Origin of the sequence: Mucilaginibacter sp. PAMB04274 (genome assembly GCF_039634385.2) — a bacterium.
GTDB lineage: Bacteria > Bacteroidota > Bacteroidia > Sphingobacteriales > Sphingobacteriaceae > Mucilaginibacter.
Map to the genome: position 1 here is coordinate 4,235,501 of NZ_CP155081.2, position 25,090 is coordinate 4,260,590.

The window sequence follows — 25,090 nt, forward strand, 5'->3', positions numbered from 1 at the left end:
AAGAATTTTTATTATGAACATATTTGTTGTTAACTCGGGCAGCAGCTCCATCAAATACCAGTTATTTAAAATGCCGGCTCAAGATCCGGTTTGCAGTGGCCTGGTTGAACGCATTGGCTTAAGCAATCCAACCATCACACACAAAGTGTTTTTAAATGGTGAAGAGAAAGTAATTAAGTTAACTCCTGAGGAACTGGACGACCATGAAGCCGGGTTAAAGGAGGTGAACAAACTGCTTACGGAGGGCGAACTTGCCGTTATACAAAACCCGGCCGATATTGAGGTAGTGGGCCACCGCATTGTGCACGGCGGCGAAAGGTTTACCACCACCACTATTATTAATGCTAACGTAAAAGAAGAGCTCAAGCAAACCTTCCAATTAGCTCCGCTACACAACCCGGCGAGCTACCTGGGTATTGAGGTTGCCGAAAAGATATTTTCGGAGGCTACCCAGATAGGCGTGTTTGATACGGCTTTTCATCAAACGCTGCCACCAAAGGCTTACCGCTTTGCTATTCCTAATAACTATTATTCCGATTTTAATATTCGCAGCTATGGCTTTCATGGCACCAGTCACAAGTATGTAACCGAGCAAGCGGCAGCTCACTTAGGCAAAAGCCAACACAAATTCATTAGCATACATTTAGGAAATGGCTGCAGCATGGCGGCTGTGCATAATGGCAAGTCGGTGGATACTACGATGGGATTTGGCCCGCTGAGTGGTTTAATAATGGGTACCCGTTCGGGCGATATCGACCCAACGGTCATATTCTACCTGGTTAATCAGCTGGGTTATGATATTGAACAGGTAAGCAACCTGCTCAACAAACGCAGCGGCATGCTGGGTTTAACCGGCCACAGCGATATGCGCGATATTACCGCCGCTATAGAACAGGGTGATGAGAATGCCAAACTGGCTTATGACTTGTACGCCTATCGTATCAAAAAATATATAGGTGCATATGCTGCAGTACTTAATGGATTAGATGCCATTATATTCACTGCGGGTGTAGGCGAAAACGATGCTTTAATCAGGCAAATGATTTGTACCGATTTAGAGTTTTTGGGCGTACAATTGAATACAGAAGCGAATGGCACTCGTGCTAAAGGTATCCGCGAAATACAAGCAACCGAATCAACCGTTAAAATACTGATTGTACCAACTAATGAGGAGTTAGAAATTGCGCAGCAGTGCTTTAACTTGCTTAAATAACTTTCCTCAAGCTATTTTAGTTAGGCAGCGCAATAGACAACGTAAAGGTTCTTTGATTAATATCTTTAATTACGTAGGTTAGGGTTAGCAAAGCCCTAACCTATCATGAACACTTCAGCTACACAACGCATCCAATCCATTGATATACTGCGAGGCCTGGTGATGGTTATCATGGCGTTAGACCACGTGCGCGACTTTTTGCACAATGACGCCATGTTACACGATCCGCTGGATTTAAAAACCACCACGCCCATTCTGTTTTTTACCCGGTGGATCACGCATTTTTGCGCGCCGATTTTTTTGTTTTTATCGGGTTTATCTGCCGGGTTGGCCGGTCAAAAGCGTAGCCCGGCTCAAACATCTTCCTTTTTAATTAAACGCGGTTTGTGGCTTGTTGCCGTTGAGGTGGTGCTTATTACGCTGGCTTTAAGTTTAAACCCACTGTACAACATGGTTTTCTTTCAGGTGATATGGGCCATAGGCATCAGCATGATTATACTGGGATTATTGCTGCGTATATCAAACAAAATAATTTTACCGTTGGGATTGTTGCTTATTGTTGGGCACGATGCTCTGCAGTATTTACCGCAGCCAAAAAATGTTGTAAGCACGGCATTATTAAATATATTATTTACAGCACGTTTATACATCATCCCTTTACCCGGCAATCATTTTTTAGCGTTTTTGTATGCTGTTTTGCCATGGACAGGTATTATGCTGCTGGGCTATGCTGTTTCGGCTTGGTATGTCAATGAGAGTCATCAAAAAAACAGACGCTTAGCGTTATCGAGCACGGGTTTCCTGCTACTCATCGCATTTATTTTGCTGCGCAGTGCTATAGGTTATGGTGATCCTTCCCCTTATGTTTCCCAACGCAATATAACAGGCTCCGTTTTGGCTTTTCTTAATGTGAGCAAATACCCGCCATCTTTACAATACACCTGCCTTACCTTAGGTGTAGGATTTGTTTTTTTAGCAGTCACCGAAAACAGCCATAATAGGTTAGCGAACCTATTTAAAGTATATGGGAAGGTACCATTCTTTTACTACGTACCGCACTTTTACCTTATCCGTATTGTTACGATTGTTGTCTTTTTCGCCTCCGGATACACGGTAAAAAATATCGTATCGCCCAACATACCATTCCTGTTCAGGCCGGCAACCATGGGGTTTTCGTTAGGTGTAACTTACCTTTTTTGGATAGGTATTGTGGCACTGCTATACTGGCCGTGCAAATGGTTTGCAGGGTATAAGCAGCGCCATCGAGGCAAATGGTGGGCGAGTTATGTATAAACCAAAAGAGTTTACGAAACCGTAAGCTCTCCTCTAATATCAGTTTCCAGCCAGTGCTTTACTTCTTTTGGATCCTCAAACTGGCTGAGTAAGAACATGGTTTTAGTAATGGCGGCTTCAAAGGTCATGTCGTAACCATTGGCTACGCCAATATCTTTTAATTGCTTGCTGGTTTCATACCGGCCAAGTTCTACCGTACCTACCTTACATTGTGATATATCTACAATTACTTTACCGCTATCTATAGCGCCTTTCAGCATGTCAATAAACCACTGGTCGGTTGTCGTATTACCGGCGCCAAAGGTTTCCATTACAATTCCTCTAACGTCCGAGTTAACAATGGTATCAACTACCTTAGGGCTAATACCCGGGTAAAGCTTTAACACTGCTACATCATTAACCAGTTCCTTATGAACAATCAGCTCCTGTGTTCCGGGTTGCCGTATATCGTTTATACTAAAACGCAAATGTACGCCCGATTCGGCCAGTACCGGGTAGTTGGGCGAACGGAAAGCCTCAAATTTAGAGGAGTTGTATTTGAATGCACGGTTGCCCCTAAACAGCTTGTAGTCAAAGTAAATACAAACCTCGGGCACACGTACTTTATCGTTCTTTTTAGCCTTAGCCAATTCTATGGCAGTCATCAGGTTTTCCTTCGCATCGGTACGAATGGCGCTGATAGGCAGCTGCGAACCGGTAAAAATAACCGGCTTAGCCAAATTTTCGAGCATAAAGCTGATGGCCGATGCTGAGTAAGCCATGGTATCGGAGCCGTGCAAAATCACAAACCCATCAACCTCATTATAGTGTTTTTGAATCAGGCCCGCCAGCCGGCTCCATATAGCCGGACTCATGTTCGACGAGTCGATAATATCCTCAAACGAGTGTACTTTAATACGGCAGTTTAAACGTTCCAGTTCCGGAACGTTCTCCATAATTTGTTCAAAATTGATGGGAACCAAAGCTTTGGTTCTCGGGTCGCTCATCATACCGATTGTCCCCCCGGTATAAATGATCAGAATTTGGCACATGTATAACTGGTTATGCTATAAAAATATAAATCGTTAGTTATAATCGCACTCATACACCAAAAATAATTTTCGAATTTTCGGTTGTGATCTGTGCTACATTTTCCAGGCTGGTTTGATGCAAGTCGGCTACTTTTTGTGCCACATGTATCAAATACGAGCTTTCGTTGGGCTTGCCCCTAAATGGTACGGGAGTAAGATACGGAGAATCTGTTTCTAAAACGATATGTTCTAAGCTGATTTGCTCAACAACCTTATCCAATCCGGCATTTTTGTAGGTAACTACGCCACCTATCCCTAACTTAAATCCTAAGTCGATGATTTTGTTGGCCTGTTCAAGCGTTCCCGAAAAGCAATGAAAAATACCACGCAGCTTATCGTCGAACGCTTGCTCCAAAACGGCATACACCTCATCAAACGCATTGCGGCAGTGAATGTTTATAGGCAGTTGCGCATCTTTAGCCCAGTTGATTTGAGTGCGAAAAGCTTCCTGTTGTTCTGTTATGAAAGTTTTGTCCCAATACAAATCTATACCAATTTCACCTATAGCATAAACTTTGGTTTGTTGCAGGGCTGTATAAATGGCATCCAGTTCCTGCTCCCAGTTAGCTTTTACATCACACGGATGCAAGCCCAGCATCGGAAAACAGTATTGCGGGTAGGCGCTTACCATGTCCATTACCTGTGGTATACTGGATGAATCAACATTGGGCAAAAATAACCGGCTAATGCCGTTATCCAGGCAACGCTGCATCAGTTCGGCCTTTTTTACCGGGTCGGTTTCGTAATATTGATGCGTATGCGTATCGGTTAGTACCATGCTGCGAAAGTAAAAAGCCCTGCGTGGTTAATGCAGGGCTTTTTGATAATATTATTTACGGGTGACTTTTTTCTTCGCCACCGGTTTCTTAGTCGGCGCTTTCTTTTTTGCAACGGGCTTTTTGCCAGATGACTTCCAGGACGTTGAATCCAATACACCTCGGGAAGCAACAGGAGGCTTGCCGGTGCCTTTTATTATCTTAACCAACTCCACGTCAAACACCAACGGACTAAATGGCCGTATAACCGGTGCTGATCCGCGTTCGCCATAAGCTAACGCTGATGGAATGATGAATGTGGCTTTTGCACCTTCGTTCAGTAAAAGTAAACCTTCATCCCAGCCAGGTATCACCTCGCCGTTACCTAACAAAAATTTAATAGGTTCGTAATTACGGCCGGTTTGCTCCAAAGCTGCGGCCTTAGCCACCTCGGCTAGGCTTGAGTCAAATACTTTACCATCCAGCAAACGTCCGGTATAATTTACTACTACCGTATCATAAGCTTTTGGCTTAGGACCGTTACCGGGTGCAGTAACCAGGTATCTTAAGCCTGATGCAGTGCTAAGCGGCGTAAGCTTCTTATCGGCAACGTAGGCATTAATACTTGGCACTTCTTCCTTACGCCATTTTTCCATCATGGCAGTTTGCTCAGCACGGGCTTTTTCCATTTCAACTTTGGCCTCGGCCATGGCCTCATCGTAAGTTTGGATTTTCTCCAGTTTAATACCAAAATTCATGTAGCTGCCTTTTGGTAAAAACGGTGGACGCTTATCTTCCATGCCGGTAAAAATAGAATCGGTAGGAACCCGTACCAAAACACTATCGTTTACACTTAATAAGGAGAAAACTTCCATAAGGTCGGCCACATTCTTAGATGGCTGCACCTGCGCCTTAGCAGGCCTGCCCATTTGGAAAGAACTGCCTAAAAGCGAATCTTTATCTGTTTTTTGTGAAAATTGAAAGGTAATAACGTCGCCTTGTTTCACTTTAGCTCCGTTACCCTGCTTTACAATAGTGTATAATGCCCCCTTAGGTGTTTTAATGAAGTTAGCTTGTCCTAAAGCCGGGCTAACTGCAATACCTAAAAGCAATAAATTCAGAAATAACTTTTTCATTATATAAATAAAAGGCCTTCTTAAACGCTTAAGAAGGCCTGTATAAGATTAACGTTGAGTGGTAGGCGCTTGTTGCTGTTGCATTGGCATTTGCGGTGCAGCTGGTTTTGGAGCGTTAGGGTTTGGATGAACAATGTCAACCAGTTCCACTTCAAACACAATTGGTGCAAACGGCGGCACCGGACCTACGCCCTGCTCGCCATATGCTAAGCTCGAAGGAATAACCAGAGTAGCTTTGCTGCCTTTGTTTAATAATTGCAAACCTTCATCCCAACCAGGTATTACAGCACCGGCACCTACCGCAATACGGATAGGTTGGTAAGGACGCATAGCATCATAAGTTTTGTTCTTTTGAGCTACGTCTTTCAAACTGGTATCAAATACTTTACCGCTGGTTAGCTTACCTACGTAATTTACAACGGCAGTGTCGCCTTTGGCAATTTTAGCACCCGAACCTTGTTTGGTAATTTCATAATAAAGACCTGAAGGTGTTTTAGATGCTTTAACATTGTTATCGTCAATGTATTTTTTAATTTTTCCTGGCTCTAAGCCTTTCATTTTGGCTGCCTCGCCTTTAAAGTATTCGCTGATGCGGCCTTGGAAAACCTGGTCGGCTAATTTACCTTTAGGAATAATCTTAATAACTTTTACCTGATAAACGATGTATTTACCTTTAAAGCCCGGTGGCTTAGGACCAGTTTTGAAAGCCGAGTCGGCGTTTACTTTGATGGTGGCACTATCACCTTCGCTCAACAGGTTAATACCGGCATAAACGTCGCCTTTAAACTGCGGTTTAGGCATTAAGGTTGGTACTGGCTTGCCAGTATCATATGAATTGAATAACACCGAATCGGCATCGGTTTTGGCAATCAGGTTAACACTGATGAAGTCTCCTTCTTTAACAGCCGCACCATCTTTATCCTCATGAATATTATACAGCAGGCCGCCCTCTCCTTTTTTAAATCCGCTGTTGCAACTGGCTAAGCCAATAGCTGCCACAGCTAAAAACATAAAGCTTTTTCTCATTTTTATTGAATTAATAGTGTTTTATACTCGGGTAATATTTGTTTGAATTTCTCAATGGTTTGTTCGAGCGAAAGCTCAGACTGGCCGCCTGCCGCATTACGGTGACCGCCGCCTTTGAAGTACTTTTTACAGATCTCGTTAGCGGGGAATGTACCCGTAGAGCGTAATGAAAGCTTAACCAAATCTTTACGTTCTACAATAAACGCCGCAAGCTTTATACCTGCTATAGATAAGGCGTAGTTTACTATACCTTCAGTATCGCCGGTATTTACGTCGTATTGTTTAAGCTCGGCATGGGTAACGGCAATAAGGGCCGTATTGTAATCAGTCAGTATTTCTAGCTTAGCGCTCAGACAGTAACCCAAAAAGCGCAAGCGATTTTCGGAAGCGTTGCTGTATACCAACTCATGTATACGCCAATTAACAGCGCCGGCATCCATTAAGCTGGCCACAATGCGGTGCACATTGGCAGTGGTGTTAGGCAAACGGAAGGAAGCTGAATCAGTCATGATACCGGTGTACAAACAAGTGGCCACATCGGCGTTGATCAGATCCGCGCGTTGCAGTTCATCGGTTATAAAGCTGTAAACAAGCTGGGCAGTTGCACAGGCATTAATGTTCCAATAACGGTAATCATCAAAGTCTTCTGGTTCCAGGTGATGGTCAATCATCACCTTAACGGCGCTGCTTTCACGCACCAGTTCGCCCATTTGGTTAATGCGGCTTAGTGCGTTAAAATCAAGGCAAAAGATAAGATCAGCCTCGGCTATCAATAGTGCCGACTGTTCAGTTTGCTCAGTGTAAATGATCACCTCCTCGTTACCCGGCATCCACCAAAGGAATTCAGGATAATCGGTAGGTGCTATTACTTTAGCATGGTGGCCCTGCTGTATCAAATAATTGTACAACCCCAAAGACGAACCCATAGCATCGCCATCGGGCTTGTGATGCGTGGTAATAACAATTTTTTGGGGCTGGTTTAATATATTATTAAGCGAAGCGGTATCTAACATCAACTAAAAAAGAAGACGCAAATCTAAATAAATTAATTATATACCAATGATGTTAATTATACAAAAAGCTTTATCTTTCAGTAACAAAGCCTTACTTTTGCGCGAATTATTCAATAATAATGGAAAATAACAAAACTTTCACCATGATTAAGCCAGACGCTGTACGCAATGGCCACATTGGTGCTATTTTAGACCACATCGTTAAGGGCGGTTTCAAAATTTCGGCCATGAAATACACTTACTTAACTGCTGAAAAAGCAGGTGAGTTTTATGCCGTGCACAAGGAGCGTCCTTTTTATAAGGACTTAGTTGGCTTCATGTCTTCAGGCCCTATCGTAGCTGCTATTCTGGAAAAGGATAACGCCGTTACTGATTTCCGTACGCTGATTGGCGCTACCGATCCAAGCAAAGCCGAGCCTGGTACAATCCGTAACCTGTTTGCCGAGTCGATCGAAGCTAACGCGGTACACGGTTCAGACTCTGATGAGAATGCCGCTATTGAAGGCAGCTTCTTTTTCTCTGCTTTTGAGAAATTCTAAGCATACTTTATAATGCGCTCTTTTACAGAGCGATTTATAAGAGATTTAAGGTCAGATTTATCTATTGGGAAACACAGAATTACCCCTTAGGTAAATCTGATTCTTTTTTGCACCTATTGGCACGTTTTTTTCAGTATAAGCGCTGAATTTAATTAGCTTAGCCATATGAAGACGACGTCGAGAGCCGCAATTTACTCTGTATTTGTAGTATTATTTGTTATAGGGAGCTGGGAATTAGTGAGGTTGCATCCTGAAGTACAGTTTACCTTTTACATACCCGCTGCCATCATGATCATCTACGCTGTTATACGCGATGACCTTTTCGCCAAACCTGGCCTCAACAACCTGCGGCATTCTAAAGGAAAATAATTTCCTCAATCAGCACATCACCCGCTTCGGCGTTAATTTTTTCTATAATTTGAGAGCGCATCATCATCAGCTCGTTTTTAACCACCGATGACTCAATGCGCAAAAACATCTTTTTATTATTGATAAAAAGCTCGCTTGTACGGTTGGCTACAGGTTTACCCACAATTTCGGGCCATGCCGCAATAACTGCCGTTTCATCGAAACGGCGTTTTATTTTATAGACGTTCAGCATCTGCTCTATTGCCTGTTTAATCGTCTTATCGTTAGTTTTACGCATGGATATTAGGTAAGTGATTGCATAAAGTACATAGCATCAATTTGAAGGCATTAGGGCTAAATGTATAAGGTGTTAGTTTAAAGCAACGTTCTTTATTTTCAACTTACAACTTCTGTAACTTCTCCTTTATTTACATTGAACAACTTCACATCAACATTAATCTGCTTAAATATACCCGTTACACGGCTGGCACTGGCATCGGTTATAAAAACCTGACCAAACTCATGGTTGGATACCAACTGCATTAGTTTAGTGATACGGTGCTCGTCCAGCTTATCAAATATATCATCCAGCAACAACAGCGGTTTAAAACCCTTTTGCTGTTGCAAATAACTGTATTGAGCCAGCTTTAATGCAATTAAAAAAGATTTTTGCTGCCCTTGCGACCCGAACTTTTTAAGCGGCATCTGATGAATGGTAAAAAGCAGATCGTCACGATGAATGCCCGCTGTGGTACGCTCCAGCACACGGTCTTTTTCCGTGGTTTTGGTTAACAGCGCAGCAAAATCACTGGTGAGCAGCTGCGATTCATAAACCAGTTCCACATACTCTGCATCTTCGGTTAAAAAACTGTAATACTGATTAAAAATTACAGTGAAGCTTTCCATAAAAGCCTTGCGCTTCTGATAAATGCGCGAACCGGATGCTACTAGTTGCTCATCGAGCACTTCAAGCAAGCCGGGGTCAAAACGGCCGGTTTCAGCAATGTTTTTAAGGAGGGCGTTACGGTTGCTCAATACTTTATTGTAAGTAATCAGCTCATCGAGGTAATGATTATCCGTCTGCGAAATCACGTTATCTATAAACTTGCGCCGCTCCTCGCTCCCTTCCATTATAATACTGACATCATACGGCGAAACCATTACCAACGGGAAATGCCCAATATGATCGGCCAAACGCTGGTAATCTTTCTTATTGCGCTTAAAGACTTTTTTCTGGTTACGCTTTACTGAGCAGGCAACGGTTTCATTTACGTCGCTGCGTTCAAAAGCTCCGTTAATAATAAAAAAGTCGTTTCCCTGCCTTATCTGCTGGCTATCAATAGTACTAAAATAGCTTTTACATAACGAAAGGTAGTGTATAGCATCTAAAAGGTTGGTTTTACCAGCGCCATTATTACCTGTAAAAGCATTTACCCCATCCACAAAAGACAGTTGGGCCTCGGCATAATTTTTAAAATTAATAAGGGATAATTGCTGCAGGTACATAAAGTGAGGTCAAAGGTAGCAATAGGAGGATATTTTCGCGGAATAAGAACGTTAAAAAACGTGCGCGAATATTTAATGTTTTTAGTTATTGATAAAAAATTTTAAATACCTATTTTTGCACACTTAATTTTAGCATAGAAATGTCAAAGACGGAAGTGAATGCCAATGTTGCAACTGAGCAAAAGACCTTTGTACCAACAGGTGGCTTTGTAAGAGAAAATCAGAAAAGCCTATTATTTATTGGTGCGGCCATAGTTGCATTAATTGCTGTTTATATAGCTTACCAAAAATTATACCTGGCCCCGCGTGAAACGGATGCCGCCAACCAAATGTATATAGCTCAGGATCATTGGGGCAAAAAAGAGTGGGATAAAGCTTTAAAAGGCGATGCCGGCTACCCGGGCTTTGAAAAAATTATTAATGATTACAGCAATACCAAAGCTGCTAACCTGGCTTATTACTATGCCGGTACAGCTTACCTGAATAAAGGCGAATACCGTAAAGCAATTGACAATCTAACCAACTTTCGCGGTGATGACAATATGGTGGCAGCTGAGGCCTTTGGCAGTATTGCCGATGCTTATGTTGAGTTGAAAGACTACGAAAAAGCTGAAACTTATTTCAAAAAGGCAGCCGATAAAGCGGGCAATAAATTCCTTTCGCCCATCTATCTTAAAAAGCTAGGCTTGGTTTATGAAGCACGTAACGACAATAAAAGCGCCGCTGAAACCTACCAGAAAATTAAGACCGATTACCCAACCAGCGCCGAGGCACAAAATATAGATGGCTATATTGCCCGCGCCGAAGCAAAACAATAAGCAATCATTATTCGTATAACCTTTAGTTACTGTTTTAGCTAATTGGTTAATTAAATTACATACATGGCAACTCAGCTTAAAAATCTTTCCGATTTTTCCAATACTACCATACCCAGTGCGGCACCATACCGCTTTGGCATTGTTGTAGCTGAGTGGAATGCAAAAATTACAGGCGCTTTATATGGCGGAGCTTACCAAAGCCTGATTGATAATGGCGCGTTAATTGATAATATTTTCACCTATTCCGTTCCGGGAAGCTTTGAGCTTACAGCAGGAGCCGATATTTTATTAAACAACAAACATCTGGATGCCGTTATTTGCCTGGGTTGTGTTATACAGGGCGAAACCAGACATTTTGATTTTATTTGCAATGCCGTTGCAAACGGCGTTAGCAATGTTGCTTTAAAATATGCAAAACCTGTTATATTTGGTGTGTTAACCACTGATAACGAGCAGCAAGCCTTGGATAGGGCCGGAGGTAAGCATGGAAACAAAGGCGTTGAAGCTGCTGTTACTGCTATCAAAATGGCTGACTTTGCAAAACAGTTAATTGATTAATTAGACAGCATTTATAAGTAGCTCCAACATGAAAAAGATTATATACATTGGTTTAGTAGCCGCCTTGTTAAGCACATTTGCTTCTTGCTCTAATAAACTTTGCCCGGCTTATGGTTCATACCCCCGCCGCGGCCGCTAACACGTAATTGTCATATTCTATATCTGACATAAGCATTACTATACTTAGCCGTACTTTTGTTTAAAATATTTTTTTTGATTATATGAATTGGATCGCGTTAGACTCGGCAAATCAATTGAATGACATTAAACAACAAGCCGGTTACAGTATTATTTTTAAACACAGTACCCGGTGTTCCATCAGCATGATGGCTAAACGTCGTTTCGAACTGGATTGGGAACAATTGCCTGATGGCCTTCCTCTTTATTTTCTGGATCTAATTAAACATCGCGACATCTCCAACAAAGTAGCCGAAGACTTTCAAGTTCACCACGAGTCACCGCAATTATTATTGATTAAGGATGGCGAATGTATTCTTGACCAATCACATGGTGCTATCTCGGTAGACGAAGCTTTATCTGTATTAGCATAAATATTAGAATACAAGAGTATTATAATTGAGCTGGCATTTCGTGCTTTATGGATGTTGGTTCTTGGATTGTTGTATCTTGCTTCTAAACAAAATTCCCTAAATTTGTATTATGATTGATTTGCCGGTAATTCCAGCCAACCAGGTGCAACGTAAGCCAGATTGGCTTAGGGTTAAGCTTCCTGTTGGTAAAGAGTATGCTCATGTTCGCAGTTTGGTTGATACGCATAAACTGCATACCATTTGCGAGAGCGGAAACTGCCCTAACATGGGTGAGTGCTGGGGTGCCGGTACAGCTACTTTCATGATACTGGGTAATATTTGTACCCGCTCCTGCTCATTTTGCGCCGTGGCTACCGGTCGCCCGCTTGCGGTTGATTTGGATGAGCCTAACCGGGTTGCCACCTCGGTAAAGCTGATGCAGGTAAAACACTGCGTTATTACATCGGTTGACCGCGACGACCTGAAAGACGGCGGCTCTATAATATGGGCTGAAACCATTAACGCTATCCGTCGCGAAAGCCCTGAAACGACGCTAGAAACCCTCCTACCCGATTTTAAAGGCAATTGGGACAACTTAGCCCGTGTATTGGCCGTTCGTCCTGAGGTAGTATCTCACAACCTGGAAACCGTACGCCGCTTAACGCGCGAAGTACGCATACAAGCCAAGTATGACCGAAGCCTGGATTGCTTAAGGCAGATATCAGCAGCCGGCCTTCGCACCAAATCAGGCATTATGCTGGGCTTGGGTGAACGCGAAGAGGATGTGTTGGAAGCCATGCAAGATCTTCATGACGCCGGCGTGCAAATACTAACGCTAGGTCAATACTTACAACCCACTCGTAGCCATCACCCGGTTATTGACTGGGTAACACCCGACCAGTTTGCATATTATAAAGAGGTTGGCTTAAACATGGGTTTCAGATATGTTGAGAGCGGTCCGCTAGTCCGTTCATCTTATCATGCTGAAAAACATTTGTTTGATTTATAATGTTGCGGTATAATATTTTATATTTACCCAGTTTTGGCCAAGAAGCATAAATCAACCCTTACAGAAGAACAACTTGTACTCGCTTTGCAGCGGCACGAAAAAGTAGCCGCCGAAGCGTTATACGAAATGTATTCTGCTGCTTTATATGGTGTAATACTGCGTATTGTAAATGACACGGCAACCGCCGAAGACGTTTTACAAGAAGCTTTTGTTAAAATTTGGCACTCTGCCACCAGCTACAGCGCTGATAAAGGCCGGCTTTTTACCTGGATTGTAAACATTGCCCGCAATTTGGCAATCGACAAAATCAGGTCAAAAGATTTTAAAAATCAATTCAAAAACCAAGAGCTCGAAAACAACGTAGGTTACATCGACAAGCACAATAGTACGGTGTATAAGCCTGAGCTTTTGGGTGTAAAAGAGTTGGTTGATAAGCTAAGGCCCGAGCAAAAATCAATACTCGACCTCATCTATTTTAAAGGTTACACGCATACTGAAGCTGCAGACGAGTTAGGAATGCCTTTGGGCACCATTAAGACCCGTTTGCGCATGGCTATACAACAGTTACGCAAACATTTTAATTAACATTGGAAGAGATTAGGGCATATATAGAATCGGGGGTGTTGGAACTTTACGTTCTGGGCGACTTAAGCGCAGAAGAAAAGTTGCAGGTGGAAGTTATGGCCCAAAAATATCCGGAGGTAAGAGCTGAGCTGGAGGAAATAGAGAACGCCCTGGAAGATTATGCTGATGTACACCACGTTGAACCAGCTGGAGAATTAAAGAACCGGGTGTTAAATAGTCTGCTCACTAACTTTGGCGATGACCGTAATTTTCCTTCTATATCGCACGACCAACAACCGGCCCGTGTAGTTGAAATGAAACCGCAACGGCCAACCACCAGTGTATTCTACAAATATGCGTTTGCTGCCAGCTTGTTGTTATTGTGCCTGAGTGTAGCTTCCCTAGGTGTTGTTTACAAGCGTTTGCAAACCAAAGAGCAACAACTTATCAGTTTAAGATTAAGTGAGCAAAAGTTTTCAAGGCAAGTAAGTGTAATGGATGAAGAGATTGCAGTCTTTCGCGATCCTTCTTTCCGTTTTGTACAGTTAAAAGGCACAGCTAAAACACCTAGTTCGGGGTTAACAGTTGCATGGAGCCCTAAAAGAAGAAAAGTGATGGTGGATCTGGTAAGCGCTAATCTCCCTGCTCCAGATAAAGACCACCAATACCAGTTATGGGCTATTGCAAATGGCAAACCGGTTGATTTAGGTGTATTTGATAATGCACATGCCGATTCGGCCGATATGAAGGAAATGAAATCCATTGCGCTTGCACAGGCATTTGCGGTAACTATTGAGCCACGTGGTGGCAGTGTAAACCCAACACTTAACCAAATGGTAGTGATGGCCAGTTTATAGATACCGGAATTCTTCCTTATAATAATTCAATAGACTTCAATATTAAACAACATAACCGTTGTTGCCAACACTAACTGCCAGACCTTTTCTCTGGGTCTCAACTTCGAAAAAGATATTAAAAACATAAAAAAAGGTCAGCACGTCTTAGGAGCTGACCTTTCTGTTATAGTCTTGATTTATTATTTTTTGTTCTTTAATAGCTTTAGCAGGAATTGGCCATAGCCGCTCTTGGTAAGTGGCGCTGCTATCTCCGCCAACTGTTCGGCATCAATAAAGCCCATACGGTAGGCAATTTCTTCTATACAGGCAATCTTAATGCCCTGGCGTTCTTCTATTACCTGTACAAACTGTCCTGCCTGCATTAAGGAGGCAAAGGTACCAGTATCTAGCCAGGCGGTACCGCGGCTCAGTATGGCTACGTTTAACTTGCCACGGTTTAAATACTCTTTGTTAACGTCTGTTATTTCATATTCTCCCCGTGGTGAAGGCGCTATATTTTTTGCTATCTCCACTACATCATTGTCATAAAAATACAAGCCCGGTACAGCATAGTCTGATTTAGGTTCAGCTGGCTTTTCTTCCAGTGAAATAACTTTATTATCACTGTCAAACTCTACCACACCGTAACGTTCAGGATCGGCAACCTGGTAGGCAAAAACCATACCGCCCTCAGGGTCGCTGCTATGCTGCAGTAAGTGCGAAAGGCCGTCGCCGTAAAAGATGTTATCACCTAAAATAAGCGCTACTTTATCAGTACCAATAAAATCTGCCCCAATTACAAAGGCTTGCGCCAAGCCATTAGGCTCGGGCTGTACGGCATACTCAAACCGGCAACCAATGCGCGATCCATCGCCCAGCAGCTTCTCAAACTGCGGCAAATCATGTGGTGTAGATATAATGAGAATTTCTTTAATACCTGCCAGCATTAACACCGATAGCGGATAATAGATCATCGGCTTATCGTAAACCGGCATTAATTGCTTACTTACAGCTAAAGTTAATGGGTGCAGGCGGGTACCGGAGCCACCGGCAAGTATTATTCCTTTCACAATAATATAGTTAGATGATTATTTATTGCTCCTAAGATATAAAAAAGCTTTAAATACTAGGTGTATTAAATACCCGCCAGCTTATCTACTAATTCCTGATACCACTCTTCACCATATTTACGTATGAGCGGTTCTTTTAAAAACTCATGCACATGCACCTTTAATTCGCTACCAAAGCTGCAAGCCGGGCTGCAAATGTTCCAGCGGTCATAATGCAATACGTCAAATTCAGGATAATTGGTTATGCGGATGGGGTATAAATGGCAGGATATAGGCTTACGCCACTCTACATCACCTGCCTCCCAAGCCTTTTCAATAGCACATTTAGTGATACCATTTTCCCAGGTTACATAAGCGCACTCTTTATTGGTATCCACACAAGGTGTGGTATAATCACCTTCAAAATCGGTTACATGAGTTCCAACAGCCTCAACCGTGGCAATGCCCTTAGCGGTCATGTAAGGCTTCACTTTTGGATAGATGTCTCTTAATATAGCTAATTCGTCGGCAGCAAGCGGTGCGCCCGAATCGCCTTCCAGGCAGCAGGCACCTTTGCATTTATTAAGATTACAAACAAAGTTTTCGGTTACTACATCCTCGTGCACCAATGCACTTCCAACTTCAATCATTTTATTTTTTTATAGGATTCAAAGGATACTTCAATCCTTTTGCACCGGTTAAATCCATGGTAACACTACCCACCACCAACTCAACATGGGCCTTTACCGGAATACGGTTATTATCATCAGTTACCCAAAGGTACAACTTACTGTTTTTGCGAAATATGCGACCCGGTATAATGGTGGGATTAAATTTAAGACAGTTAAAGGTACCTAATGAGCATTCTGCTTTCTCCTTACCCATATAAGTTATAGAAAGCGTCTGAATAGCATCATCTAAAAAATACTTTAAATCAATCTTATCGCCAATTTTAAGGTGAGATACATCCAAACAACGGGCAAAGTAATAAGCCGACGGAAAATCGAACACCTTGCCACTAAAAGGGTAAACACCGCTATTTGCGGTAATTTTACCTGTTTGATGGTTAAACGTAACCTTGTCGGTATGCTTGTACTTGGCTTCGTGCCGGTCTTCAGTATAAAAATAAGGTAACAGCGTTCGTTGGTCTATATAAGATTCATAACGGTTTCGAACCTTATAAAATACATCAAACGTACCCGCCGTTTTACCATCGGCTATGATATGCCAAGCTGGATTGCCTTCAAACCGGGTATCCGTTTCGGCTACCCGTAAATGCGCTTCGGCCCCTGTAAACCAGCCATATTTTAAACGGTAGCTTAACTCCTCTCCCACTTTAAACGTCGGTTCGGCCACTTTAACAGGCTCCTGCGCAAAAGTGCTAAACACTAAGCTTGTAACTATACAAGCAAGTAAAGCACCAGCTTTAATATATTGGCTTTTGAATATCTGGCGTGTCATTTTCACTGCGAACAATGATTGTTTAATTACATTAGCTTTGACAAGCATACATTAGCGCAGTTTAAACATTGTTCGACGCAATTCTTTTTAGTGAACAATAATCTGACACCTAATCCTTCCTTTTGTAAATTGGCACCGTTGAACATGGCTCGCCGAACATAAGGCTTTTGGCTATTGGTGTTAATCGCTTAGTGAGCTCCACATAGGCTGATGTAGGTACTTCTATGTCGCCGCAACCCTTTAATACAATACGCTGATCACGATACTGCTCAAAATCGGCCTTCGCCATTGCTTTTTCAAATAACACCGTTTCTAATACCTCTTCGTTACCAAACACCACATCACTGGCATAAGGCGCTAAGCGGTTTGCCAGCAGCATATAAGCCCAGGCCGGCACAATAGCATCGGCCGTGCAGGTAACGCCTACATTCTTGCCTGCATACTGCGACCAATCATGCCCCTTCACAAACTCCCTAAAGTCCTTCTCACGTAAAATAAGGCCCATGTACAGGTTGTCTTTTATATCATAGATCACCCGTTCACCTTTTGGATAAAAGCTGGCCGGATCGAGCGTTACCAAACCACTCTGGGCAACCTTGTTAACTATATTTTCCTGGATATCCATAATACTAAAATAAAAAATCCGGAGACAACTTAACGTTGGCTCCGGATGCAAAATTACTTTAATTTTTACTATAAGAATTTATAGCGGTAATCTTTTACATTCGCCTTATCTTTCAGTGCATCAAACAAACGGCTATCAACCTGCTGCAGCAATGTCTGACTCAATTGTTGCTTTTCGCGAACGGTATTGGTTAAAACAGCAGGGTTAAGGAAGCTGTTCAATGAAACTACATAAACACCATGCGCACCTTCAATTGGTTTTGAAACCTTGTTAGGTTTTGAACCGAATACAGTACCAATAACCTTGTACTCTAATGACAGGCCTGGTATAACCGGGTTAGCAAACACAATGTTTTCAACCGTAACGGCTTTAGCGCCTGCTTTTTGAGCTACCTGCTGTATGCCCGAAGCTCCATTAACTGCTGATTGCAATTTTTCGCTTAGTTGCTTTGCTTTCACTTTTGCAAGTACATCAGCTTTAATCTGATCTTTAACGTCTTCTAATGATAAAGTACCCGCTTTTTTGATTTTGGTTAAGTGTGCAATTACGTATTGGTCGCCCAGTGTGTAAACCTGGTCTACCACATCACCTTTGTCGGCTTTATTAAATGCCCATTTTACCAGTTCGCGTGCATTATCTAAACCTGGCAGTGCCGATGCAGTACCAATCACGTCATTAGCCGGTTTTACGGTTAAGCCTGCTTTTTTAGCCTGTGCTGCAAAATCATCACCCGACACGTTTGATAAGAAAGACTGCGCTTTATTATAAGCAGCTGATTGTGTTTTGTTACTTGCCACTACCGGTTTATCAACAGTAGCTACTTTAACTACTTTTGAAGAACCTTTTTGACTAACTACATTAATTAGGTGAACACCAAATTGAGAAGTAACTACTTTTAAATCGCCGGGTTTGCCATTAAAGGCAGCCTCCTCAAAAGCAGGAACCATTGCACCGCGGCCAAAAGTACCTAAGTCGCCACCCTTTTCGGCGGATGCTTTATCTTCAGAGAAGTTTTTAGCAAATTCAGCAAACGGACGACCGCCTTGTATTAATTTTTTTATAGAGTCGGCTTTGGCTAAAGCTTTATCCACACCACCGCTGGTAGCAGGATTAAGCAGGATATGACGGGCAGATACCGAATCAGGACCTACACGGCTGTCAACCAGCTTAGCAATCTTGAAGCTACCGTTTGACAGGTACGGACCATATACAAAACCAGGGGCAGCGTTAAACATTACTGAATCCAGTTGCGGCTCTAACTGGCCTTTGCGCTGGTAAGCCAACGGGGCCTTAGTTTCTGCATTTATCTGCACAAATAATGAATCATTAGTGCTGGCTTTAAAGTCGCCGGCTAATTTATCCATTTGTGATTTAATGGCTGCCTGATCTTCTGCAGATGCAGCAGCATTGAAAGCTACGTAGTCAAAGCTTCTGGTTTCTTGTGGGTTTTTAAACAGGCCTTTATGCTCATCGTAGTATTCCTGGTAATCATTGTCGGTTACGGATACTTTATTATCGGGCAACGAGCTGTATGGTAACTCTACATAAGTAAAGTTGGCGAGTTTGTTTTTAGCCTGGTAGCTATCTTGCGCCTCGAGTGAGTTTACATATAAGCCGTTATGCACTAAAGCAATATATTTTTCAATACGGCGGGTATCAATTTTAGGCTCCAGGAAACCGGCCCATTGCTCTACGCGCGGATCATTTGCTTTTGCAGTTGACAACTCGCGTAAAAAGGCGTTTAACCTGTTGCGGTCTAACTGACCGGTTTTGGGATCGCCAAAGTATTGCACAATTTGCGGATCGGGGTTTGGACCGCTAATGATGGCTTTTACTTCGTCATCACCCACTACTACACCCAGCTTATCCATCTCCCTTTTCAGGATGATCTGGCTCATGGTTTGATTCCAGGCATTCTCCTGCACATACTCAGTTATTTGCGGCGTAAGGCTTGTTTGGCCAGACTGCTGCATAAAAGCTTCAGTGCTTTGTTTTACCTTGGTATTGTAATCCTCAAAAGCAATTTTTTGCCCTGCAACCTCGCCCACGGTGGTGGCATCTCCGCTCATGAAAGAGCGCCCGTATGTTACTACTTCACTTGCAATAAAAGCAAAAAGCGCCACACCAATGATGACAACCAAAATTGTCCCCATGCGTTCGCGCAAAAAACTCATTATACCCATATAGCCTATAAAAAATAAATTTTCACTTCGTTTAAAAGAGGGCGCAAGATACAACTTTTAACAAAAAGTTGCGTAACAAAATTTACTGCCCAAAGTTTTGATTAACTGGAATTTGCCCGTTAGTATTTCCCATCGTCCAGTGGGTCATACTTTCGTCGCTTTTAAAGTTAGTTCCGAGCAAATGAGTACCTGTTGCAAAGGTTACATCTACCTGTTTGTTGGAGTAAAATTCCTTTTTAGCCTGATCCCAAATCAGTTCATCTGACTTGAAAGTTTCGCCCTTCGCGTTAGTGGCTACCACATTTCGGCGTAATTCAATTATCTTATCGTTTTGCCGTTCAATCCCATAATCGGCCACTATTTGCCCCGATTGCTTAATGCCACTGGCATGCTCATAAGAAATAATGGTTACCCCCTTTGGCATCTCCCTGAATTTCTTGTCGATATAATCGAGCAGTAAAGGAGCTTTCAAATGTACTTTTACATGTGCTGAGTCGCTGTAGATAACGTCGAGCCCCGTAGTGGTGCTAATAGGTTTACTTACCTCCTGAGATGAAATTTTACGGATAGCTTTCAGGTCATTTTCGCAGGCACTAAAAAGCAACAGGCCGGCTAAAGTAGCCAGCCAGTTCCATTTGCTGTAATGCATGAATTTCTTTTTAATCAAACCGGTATTTCTGGAACCAGGCATCGTTTAATGTGAAACCTAAATGAATGGTAAAAAAGTTTTCTTTGATAAGGTTGTTTTGCAACGTACCGCGTTGGCCGTATTCGCCTGCTATATTAATTTTATAAAACGCGGTGTTATTACGCTGTAATGGTAAACCTAATCCAAAGCTTAACGCGTATTGTTTAATATCCGTATTGTTTATCCTGATATTAGTTTTATCATAACGAAAACCTAAGCGGTAATCAATCAAAGCAAGGTAGTTATTAATTGCATTGTTATTAGGGGTAATTTGACCGCCTATGCTCATACTTTGACTGTTTTGCAGACCTTGATTAACGCCGCCTATAGTTAAGGCAGACCAATTAGCCCTGCTGTATTCGGCTCCTATTAAAAATTTGCCATCTTTTTGGTAAGATATACCAACCCGGTGCATTAACGGCAACTTAATTTTTCCATTAGCAATAACCTGGTTAGATATGGTATCTATAGCAGAGGTTTCATCACCTACATCACTGGTTAAATACTGACTTACCACGTTCGTGATCCTGGAATTTAAATTATTACCTGCTGATCCAGAGTAACCAAACACCAGGTGACGTGTATCACTCAAATCGAAATTTAATTGTGCGCCGTAATCAAAATTAACACCGCTTACACTATTACTACGTTCGCTGCGGGAGTTTATGGCACCCACCAAAGAAGGAACCTCAGTAGAGCGGAATTTACGCAGATTACCAAAGATGTAAGATACGTTAGCGCCGACAGATAATACCCGGCCCAAACCAAATCCGTAACCAGCATAAGCTTTAGACAAGCCACCATCGCCACTGTAAATGTAGTTTACAGCATTAGTATCGGCTGCATTGCCAGTGCCAAAATTTGACAGGCTTTGACGATAATTATAGCCCAATTCTGTGTAAGGCACCAAACCAAAGCTCACCGCTGAACGTTTACTAACCGGCGCAGCAAAATTAAAGTGACTTAACCTGAAGTTACCATTGGTTTGGCTGCTGATGTTATTTTGCTTTAAGGTAGATACGTTGCCATACAAACCAATATCAATGCTGGTTAAGTTGATATAGCTGTATGATGCCGGGTTAACCACATTAACGGTATTGTAGCCGCTTATACGGTTTATAGCAGTGGCAATACCACCCATGGCACGGGTTTGAGGCAGTAAACCCTCGTTCAAGGTTCCTAATCCGAATTGCGAGTAAGGCGAACTGCTGGTAGCCGTTGTTTGGGCCATTGCCCCACAGGCAAGTAAGGTTAGTAAAAAAGTAAAACCCGATCTTATATATCTAATCATTATGCTTTTATAGCTACGTTCAATCCTTTGAGAACCAGATGAGGTTCAGTTTTTATATAGCCGGCAAAGATGCTATTTTTCAGCACAGTATCCAAAAAAACACTATCGCCGCCGGTGAGTATGATATTAAGAGGTTTATTAGCCTGGCTGTAGCTGCGAATAAAACCTTCCGCCTCGTATTTAATGCCGTTTTGCACGCCTGAGCGTATGGCTGTCAGCGTGTCGTCGCCGTAGCTTTTATCAAATGTGGCATCAGCATCAACCAGTGGCAGCACAGCCGTGTATTGCTGTAGCGCTTTATAACGCATAACCAGCCCCGGAGATATACTGCCGCCGTAGTAATTACCGCCTGCATCGATGCCATCATAAGTAATGCAGGTTCCGGCATCGATTACTAAATTGTCCTCGCCCGGAAACAGGTGCCTGGCTCCTATTACGGCTGCCAGCCGGTCTGCACCTAAGGTTTGCGGCGTACGGTAGTGATTGTATATACCGTAAGCCATGTTGCGGTCAAAGTAAATTACGCTTAATTGATGTTCAAGCTCTGAAAGCCACGATTCCTTACCGTTTCTAACTGTAGATACAATGGCTTTGTTAATGGCATATTTTACAAGCAACGCTTGCAAAGTTTGGTAGCCTACGGTATTGTAATGATGTACGCTTACTAACTCAGCACCATTAAATACGGCTATCTTAATGAGTGTATTGCCTATATCAATTACCAATTGGGCCATCTCAGGCTTTAGCCATGTTCAGTATTGATTCAAATATGGCCAATCCATCCTCGTTTGCCAGCAAAGTATCGGCCGCGCGCTCAGGGTGAGGCATCATGGCAAATACGTTACGTTTGATATTACATACACCGGCAATGTTTTCAAGTGAACCATTAGGGTTTGCCTCGTCGGTAATATTACCCGACTCATCGCTGTAACGGAACAGAATCTGGTCGTTATCTTTAAGACTTTGCAGTGTATCGGCATCTGCGAAATAGTTACCCTCACCATGTGCAATCGGAATCTTCAATACTTTTTGCTCATCAATTTGTGAGGTAAGCAGCGAGTTGCTGGTTTGCGGCACCAGGTAGGTATTGCGGCAAATAAACTTGCGCTGTTTGTTGTGCAGCAGCGCGCCCGGTACCAGGCCGGCTTCAGCCAATATCTGGAAGCCATTACAGATACCCATTACATAACCACCTTTGGCAGCAAATTGGATAACTTCCTGCATAATGGGCGAAAAACGTGCAATTGCGCCAGAGCGCAGGTAATCGCCAAAAGAGAAACCGCCTGGAAGAATAACCATATCTACGCCTTGCAAATCATGATCTTTATGCCAGAGGCGAACCACCTCCTGACCCATAATTTTCTCAAGAACGTAAATGATATCTTCGTCGCAATTGGAACCGGGGAATATAACAACACCAAATTTCATGCTACAAAGCTAATATAACCGCTTGAACATGAACGAATGTAAAAGTTAAAAATTGTTAAACTGGAAGTAAATTATGCTGGCTAGCAGCAAAAAAAACAGTATTTCATATACCCAGCGCTTGCCTGCGTACAAAAAATAGTAGGCAAAAAAGATAGCAGCCGGCACTGTGCAGAGCAAAAAGTGGCTTAAGCCAAACTCGGGCCGTACATAGTAAGACAAGGCTGCAACCAAAACTATAAAAAACAATAGTTGAAAAGCCTTCCGTATGAGTACATAGCTTTTAAAAAAGTTTTCTTGTAATTTAAAAGTCCCTAACACAAGTACAGCAAAAACGGGGATAAGCAATAAAAAATCAAACTTATCTAACACCTGCGGCATAGCAAATGTAGAGCCTAATGGAGTCCAAATTTGACGCAGATAAGGCAGGCGGTCATTTAAGTAATAAATAACCCCTACAAAAAAGTAAACGGTAATGTATCCAATTAGGCTGGCTACCCATTCCCTCCAATCAAAAGGCCGAAAGATGATCAGGGCTATCCAAGTCACAATCATAAGATAGGTGAAAGGCAAATAGATAAGTGACCCAACGGCGGCCAGCATTCCTAAATCATATGCCAGCGACTTGGATTCTTCAGCTTTATACAGGTCCAGAAACTTGTACAACATCCAGATAAGTACAAAATTGCAAAGCAAAGGCGCACTTAACACTAAAAACGGTGTAAACAGCCCCGATAAGGTTACGTACATTAACGCTGGCAAAAAACTCGGCCTGCCCAGCAAATTATGGTTATTGATAAGATAATTGAGCAGAACAGCCTGTACAAGTACAACAATGCCAGCCCAAAACACGCTGATACCAGGCTCTAAAATACCGGCTATCTTCACCGGTAATATAGTATTTACAAAAGGCTCGGCTAAAGGTAACGGAATAGCCGCAGGCGCAAACAATACAAAGCCTGCCCGCAAAATAAAAAGCAGGATAGCCAGCCATAAAATGTTCAGCGGATTAAAACGCCTGAAAATATCAATCATGCACGCTGTTGATTTAAGCAGGCAATATTACCAAAAATGTTTAAGCTAAAACAGCCTGCGGCCGGGTATATTGTTTCACCAGGCTTTCTACAATTTGAGCAGTTTCATCCGGAAAGTCAACTTGTACACGGTGGTTGCTGTTAATCCAATCATTAATATGCAAAACTGCATCATTATTAATAGCACTAATAACGGGCACGCCTAAGCGAGAGGCTGCCAGTGCATTGCAGCGTTGTTCATACTGGCCGGTCATGGGCACCATCATTACCTTTTTTTGCAGGTAAAGTGCCTCGGCGGGGCCTTCAAAGCCACCACCTGTAAGCAGCCCTTCACAACTGGCCATGCTTTGGTTAAACTTATCGTTATCAACCGGGCAAATGTGAATGTTACCGGTTCGGTAAGGTGTTTTTTGACGTTTAGAAAAAATGTGCCATTCTACATCAGTGGTTTTGCCCAGGTACTTTACCAGCGTTTTATCATCATAAGCTGGCAGGTATACCGTATAATGACCTTTATTAGTGGGCTCGAAGCGGCGTATCTCGCTGCGGATTACGGGCGTGTGTATAAAATCGGCATACCTATCAAAATGAAAGCCGATGTGATGCGTAGTTGGCGAGTAATATTTAAAAAGCCATTCGGCGTAGTTCCACCTGGCAGGCCGCGGTGTATTTGGCGATATAAAAGAGCACTGATGACTTAATGATACAGACGGTATTTTTTGCAAACGGCAGGCCCAGGCACTTACCGGTTCAAAGTCATTTATAATTAAATCATACTGGCTTAAAGGCAGGTTATGTATATCGCGCCATAGCTGCCATAAGTTCATGCGTTTAAAGGTGGCCCATTTATCAACCCCTCCCTTTTTACCAAACACAAAGCTAAATCCATGAAACTTGTGCTTAAGCGGTTGCGACAAGCCAACCTCTGCTTCGGTACCACTCACCATTAAATCCAGTTCGCCATACTGCTGCAACAGCGGAACAATTTCGCGTGCCCGGCTAATATGCCCGTTACCGGTTCCCTGTATAGCAAATAATATTTTCATGATGTGGTAGCTTGCAAATATAAACGGCTTTTAGGATAAAGCGTTTTGAAAGTACTCTAAATAATTGTTAAGAT

Annotated in this window: 27 protein-coding genes; 9 read left to right on the forward strand and 18 right to left on the reverse strand. The window is 42.6% G+C overall.

The genetic code is table 11. The features are described from left to right. Window positions 1–13 precede the first annotated feature (13 nt). Window positions 14–1,213, forward strand: coding sequence for an acetate kinase (locus tag ABDD95_RS17750; RefSeq protein WP_345948680.1), 1,200 nt, complete (start codon window positions 14–16; stop codon window positions 1,211–1,213). Between the two features lie 105 nt (window positions 1,214–1,318). Next, complete coding sequence (locus tag ABDD95_RS17755) at window positions 1,319–2,506, forward strand: heparan-alpha-glucosaminide N-acetyltransferase domain-containing protein (RefSeq protein WP_345948681.1); 1,188 nt, start codon at window positions 1,319–1,321, stop codon at window positions 2,504–2,506. 11 nt (window positions 2,507–2,517) lie between these two features. Here the strand turns inward: ABDD95_RS17755 and ABDD95_RS17760 are convergent, their stop codons facing one another. From ABDD95_RS17760 to ABDD95_RS17780, 5 genes are read right to left on the reverse strand one after another with little or no spacing between them, the layout of a single operon-like run. Continuing rightward, window positions 2,518–3,537, reverse strand: coding sequence for an asparaginase (locus ABDD95_RS17760; RefSeq protein WP_345948682.1), 1,020 nt, complete (start codon window positions 3,535–3,537; stop codon window positions 2,518–2,520). Between the two features lie 49 nt (window positions 3,538–3,586). Next, window positions 3,587–4,354: a TatD family hydrolase gene (locus tag ABDD95_RS17765; RefSeq protein ID WP_345948683.1), complete on the reverse strand. Its 768-nt coding sequence runs from the start codon at window positions 4,352–4,354 to the stop codon at window positions 3,587–3,589. A gap of 51 nt (window positions 4,355–4,405) precedes the next feature. After that, complete coding sequence (locus ABDD95_RS17770) at window positions 4,406–5,467, reverse strand: FKBP-type peptidyl-prolyl cis-trans isomerase (RefSeq protein WP_345948684.1); 1,062 nt, start codon at window positions 5,465–5,467, stop codon at window positions 4,406–4,408. A gap of 48 nt (window positions 5,468–5,515) precedes the next feature. Further along, window positions 5,516–6,493, reverse strand: a complete 978-nt coding sequence (locus tag ABDD95_RS17775) for an FKBP-type peptidyl-prolyl cis-trans isomerase (RefSeq protein ID WP_345948685.1) — start codon at window positions 6,491–6,493, stop codon at window positions 5,516–5,518. A 2-nt stretch (window positions 6,494–6,495) separates the two neighbouring features. After that, complete coding sequence (locus ABDD95_RS17780) at window positions 6,496–7,506, reverse strand: DHH family phosphoesterase (RefSeq protein WP_345948686.1); 1,011 nt, start codon at window positions 7,504–7,506, stop codon at window positions 6,496–6,498. 119 nt (window positions 7,507–7,625) lie between these two features. On the opposite strand from ABDD95_RS17780, the gene ABDD95_RS17785 reads away from it, so the two are divergent. Beyond that, complete coding sequence (locus ABDD95_RS17785; protein WP_345948687.1) at window positions 7,626–8,045, forward strand: nucleoside-diphosphate kinase; 420 nt, start codon at window positions 7,626–7,628, stop codon at window positions 8,043–8,045. Between the two features lie 355 nt (window positions 8,046–8,400). Here ABDD95_RS17785 and ABDD95_RS17790 read toward each other — a convergent pair whose 3' ends face one another. Together ABDD95_RS17790 and ABDD95_RS17795 are read right to left on the reverse strand one after the other, a co-directional pair. Further along, window positions 8,401–8,691 carry a DUF721 domain-containing protein gene (locus tag ABDD95_RS17790; RefSeq protein WP_345948689.1) on the reverse strand — a complete coding sequence of 97 codons (291 nt, stop codon included), beginning with the start codon at window positions 8,689–8,691 and terminating at the stop codon, window positions 8,401–8,403. Window positions 8,692–8,789: 98 nt separating this feature from the next. Then, window positions 8,790–9,899, reverse strand: a complete 1,110-nt coding sequence (locus ABDD95_RS17795; protein WP_345948690.1) for a DNA replication/repair protein RecF — start codon at window positions 9,897–9,899, stop codon at window positions 8,790–8,792. A gap of 140 nt (window positions 9,900–10,039) precedes the next feature. On the opposite strand from ABDD95_RS17795, the gene ABDD95_RS17800 reads away from it, so the two are divergent. The 6 genes from ABDD95_RS17800 (at window position 10,040) to ABDD95_RS17825 (ending at window position 14,235) form a co-directional block, all read left to right on the forward strand. Next, window positions 10,040–10,717, forward strand: a complete 678-nt coding sequence (locus ABDD95_RS17800; protein ID WP_345948691.1) for a tetratricopeptide repeat protein — start codon at window positions 10,040–10,042, stop codon at window positions 10,715–10,717. Between the two features lie 63 nt (window positions 10,718–10,780). Then, window positions 10,781–11,275, forward strand: a complete 495-nt coding sequence (gene ribH, locus ABDD95_RS17805; RefSeq protein WP_345948692.1) for a 6,7-dimethyl-8-ribityllumazine synthase — start codon at window positions 10,781–10,783, stop codon at window positions 11,273–11,275. 221 nt (window positions 11,276–11,496) lie between these two features. After that, the gene (gene ytxJ, locus ABDD95_RS17810; RefSeq protein ID WP_345948693.1) at window positions 11,497–11,826 is read left to right on the forward strand and encodes a bacillithiol system redox-active protein YtxJ; all 330 of its coding nucleotides are present in this window, start codon (window positions 11,497–11,499) and stop codon (window positions 11,824–11,826) included. A 109-nt stretch (window positions 11,827–11,935) separates the two neighbouring features. Beyond that, window positions 11,936–12,814: a lipoyl synthase gene (gene lipA, locus ABDD95_RS17815; RefSeq protein WP_345948694.1), complete on the forward strand. Its 879-nt coding sequence runs from the start codon at window positions 11,936–11,938 to the stop codon at window positions 12,812–12,814. 33 nt (window positions 12,815–12,847) lie between these two features. Then, window positions 12,848–13,399 (forward strand): sigma-70 family RNA polymerase sigma factor, encoded by a 552-nt coding sequence (locus ABDD95_RS17820; protein ID WP_345948695.1) that lies wholly within the window; start codon window positions 12,848–12,850, stop codon window positions 13,397–13,399. Window positions 13,400–13,401: 2 nt separating this feature from the next. Continuing rightward, window positions 13,402–14,235, forward strand: a complete 834-nt coding sequence (locus tag ABDD95_RS17825; RefSeq protein ID WP_345948696.1) for an anti-sigma factor — start codon at window positions 13,402–13,404, stop codon at window positions 14,233–14,235. Window positions 14,236–14,414: 179 nt separating this feature from the next. Here the strand turns inward: ABDD95_RS17825 and rfbA are convergent, their stop codons facing one another. The 11 genes from rfbA to ABDD95_RS17880 form a co-directional block, all read right to left on the reverse strand. Next, window positions 14,415–15,284, reverse strand: a complete 870-nt coding sequence (gene rfbA, locus ABDD95_RS17830; protein WP_345948697.1) for a glucose-1-phosphate thymidylyltransferase RfbA — start codon at window positions 15,282–15,284, stop codon at window positions 14,415–14,417. A 65-nt stretch (window positions 15,285–15,349) separates the two neighbouring features. Beyond that, complete coding sequence (locus tag ABDD95_RS17835; protein WP_345948698.1) at window positions 15,350–15,913, reverse strand: DUF3109 family protein; 564 nt, start codon at window positions 15,911–15,913, stop codon at window positions 15,350–15,352. A gap of 1 nt (window position 15,914) precedes the next feature. After that, a complete protein-coding gene (locus ABDD95_RS17840; protein WP_345948699.1) occupies window positions 15,915–16,772 on the reverse strand; it encodes a DUF3108 domain-containing protein in 858 nt (285 codons plus the stop codon). A gap of 61 nt (window positions 16,773–16,833) precedes the next feature. Then, window positions 16,834–17,349, reverse strand: coding sequence for a DUF2480 family protein (locus ABDD95_RS17845; protein WP_345948700.1), 516 nt, complete (start codon window positions 17,347–17,349; stop codon window positions 16,834–16,836). 68 nt (window positions 17,350–17,417) lie between these two features. Beyond that, window positions 17,418–19,523, reverse strand: coding sequence for a SurA N-terminal domain-containing protein (locus ABDD95_RS17850; protein WP_345948701.1), 2,106 nt, complete (start codon window positions 19,521–19,523; stop codon window positions 17,418–17,420). A gap of 91 nt (window positions 19,524–19,614) precedes the next feature. After that, a complete protein-coding gene (gene lptC, locus ABDD95_RS17855; RefSeq protein ID WP_345948702.1) occupies window positions 19,615–20,223 on the reverse strand; it encodes an LPS export ABC transporter periplasmic protein LptC in 609 nt (202 codons plus the stop codon). Further along, window positions 20,192–21,511, reverse strand: a complete 1,320-nt coding sequence (locus tag ABDD95_RS17860) for a hypothetical protein (protein WP_345948703.1) — start codon at window positions 21,509–21,511, stop codon at window positions 20,192–20,194. The genes lptC and ABDD95_RS17860 overlap by 32 nt, the downstream gene beginning before the upstream one ends. Then, window positions 21,511–22,245 (reverse strand): type III pantothenate kinase, encoded by a 735-nt coding sequence (locus ABDD95_RS17865; RefSeq protein WP_345948704.1) that lies wholly within the window; start codon window positions 22,243–22,245, stop codon window positions 21,511–21,513. The genes ABDD95_RS17860 and ABDD95_RS17865 overlap by 1 nt, the downstream gene beginning before the upstream one ends. 1 nt (window position 22,246) lies before the next feature. After that, window positions 22,247–22,939: a phosphoribosylformylglycinamidine synthase subunit PurQ gene (gene purQ, locus ABDD95_RS17870; RefSeq protein ID WP_345948705.1), complete on the reverse strand. Its 693-nt coding sequence runs from the start codon at window positions 22,937–22,939 to the stop codon at window positions 22,247–22,249. 45 nt (window positions 22,940–22,984) lie between these two features. Next, window positions 22,985–23,971: a DUF6427 family protein gene (locus ABDD95_RS17875; RefSeq protein WP_345948706.1), complete on the reverse strand. Its 987-nt coding sequence runs from the start codon at window positions 23,969–23,971 to the stop codon at window positions 22,985–22,987. Between the two features lie 40 nt (window positions 23,972–24,011). Then, window positions 24,012–25,016 (reverse strand): glycosyltransferase family protein, encoded by a 1,005-nt coding sequence (locus ABDD95_RS17880; RefSeq protein ID WP_345948707.1) that lies wholly within the window; start codon window positions 25,014–25,016, stop codon window positions 24,012–24,014. Between the last annotated feature and the right edge of the window lie 74 nt (window positions 25,017–25,090).

Bases quoted from the DNA above. Each gene is read 5' to 3' on its own strand.
- lptC (WP_345948702.1), bottom strand. From the start codon at position 20,223: ATGCCTGGTTCCAGAAATACCGGTTTGATTAAAAAGAAATTCATGCAT.
- ABDD95_RS17795 (WP_345948690.1), bottom strand. From the start codon at position 9,899: ATGTACCTGCAGCAATTATCCCTTATTAATTTTAAAAATTATGCCGAG.
- ABDD95_RS17765 (WP_345948683.1), bottom strand. From the start codon at position 4,354: ATGGTACTAACCGATACGCATACGCATCAATATTACGAAACCGACCCG.
- ABDD95_RS17770 (WP_345948684.1), bottom strand. From the start codon at position 5,467: ATGAAAAAGTTATTTCTGAATTTATTGCTTTTAGGTATTGCAGTTAGC.
- ABDD95_RS17775 (WP_345948685.1), bottom strand. From the start codon at position 6,493: ATGAGAAAAAGCTTTATGTTTTTAGCTGTGGCAGCTATTGGCTTAGCC.
- ABDD95_RS17790 (WP_345948689.1), bottom strand. From the start codon at position 8,691: ATGCGTAAAACTAACGATAAGACGATTAAACAGGCAATAGAGCAGATG.
- ytxJ (WP_345948693.1), top strand. From the start codon at position 11,497: ATGAATTGGATCGCGTTAGACTCGGCAAATCAATTGAATGACATTAAA.
- ABDD95_RS17845 (WP_345948700.1), bottom strand. From the start codon at position 17,349: ATGGATATCCAGGAAAATATAGTTAACAAGGTTGCCCAGAGTGGTTTG.
- ABDD95_RS17800 (WP_345948691.1), top strand. From the start codon at position 10,040: ATGTCAAAGACGGAAGTGAATGCCAATGTTGCAACTGAGCAAAAGACC.
- purQ (WP_345948705.1), bottom strand. From the start codon at position 22,939: ATGAAATTTGGTGTTGTTATATTCCCCGGTTCCAATTGCGACGAAGAT.
- ABDD95_RS17760 (WP_345948682.1), bottom strand. From the start codon at position 3,537: ATGTGCCAAATTCTGATCATTTATACCGGGGGGACAATCGGTATGATG.
- ABDD95_RS17880 (WP_345948707.1), bottom strand. From the start codon at position 25,016: ATGAAAATATTATTTGCTATACAGGGAACCGGTAACGGGCATATTAGC.
- ABDD95_RS17750 (WP_345948680.1), top strand. From the start codon at position 14: ATGAACATATTTGTTGTTAACTCGGGCAGCAGCTCCATCAAATACCAG.
- ABDD95_RS17780 (WP_345948686.1), bottom strand. From the start codon at position 7,506: ATGTTAGATACCGCTTCGCTTAATAATATATTAAACCAGCCCCAAAAA.
- ABDD95_RS17865 (WP_345948704.1), bottom strand. From the start codon at position 22,245: ATGGCCCAATTGGTAATTGATATAGGCAATACACTCATTAAGATAGCC.
- ABDD95_RS17755 (WP_345948681.1), top strand. From the start codon at position 1,319: ATGAACACTTCAGCTACACAACGCATCCAATCCATTGATATACTGCGA.
- lipA (WP_345948694.1), top strand. From the start codon at position 11,936: ATGATTGATTTGCCGGTAATTCCAGCCAACCAGGTGCAACGTAAGCCA.
- ABDD95_RS17875 (WP_345948706.1), bottom strand. From the start codon at position 23,971: ATGATTGATATTTTCAGGCGTTTTAATCCGCTGAACATTTTATGGCTG.
- ribH (WP_345948692.1), top strand. From the start codon at position 10,781: ATGGCAACTCAGCTTAAAAATCTTTCCGATTTTTCCAATACTACCATA.
- ABDD95_RS17860 (WP_345948703.1), bottom strand. From the start codon at position 21,511: ATGATTAGATATATAAGATCGGGTTTTACTTTTTTACTAACCTTACTT.
- ABDD95_RS17785 (WP_345948687.1), top strand. From the start codon at position 7,626: ATGGAAAATAACAAAACTTTCACCATGATTAAGCCAGACGCTGTACGC.
- ABDD95_RS17850 (WP_345948701.1), bottom strand. From the start codon at position 19,523: ATGAGTTTTTTGCGCGAACGCATGGGGACAATTTTGGTTGTCATCATT.
- ABDD95_RS17840 (WP_345948699.1), bottom strand. From the start codon at position 16,772: ATGCTTGTCAAAGCTAATGTAATTAAACAATCATTGTTCGCAGTGAAA.
- ABDD95_RS17835 (WP_345948698.1), bottom strand. From the start codon at position 15,913: ATGATTGAAGTTGGAAGTGCATTGGTGCACGAGGATGTAGTAACCGAA.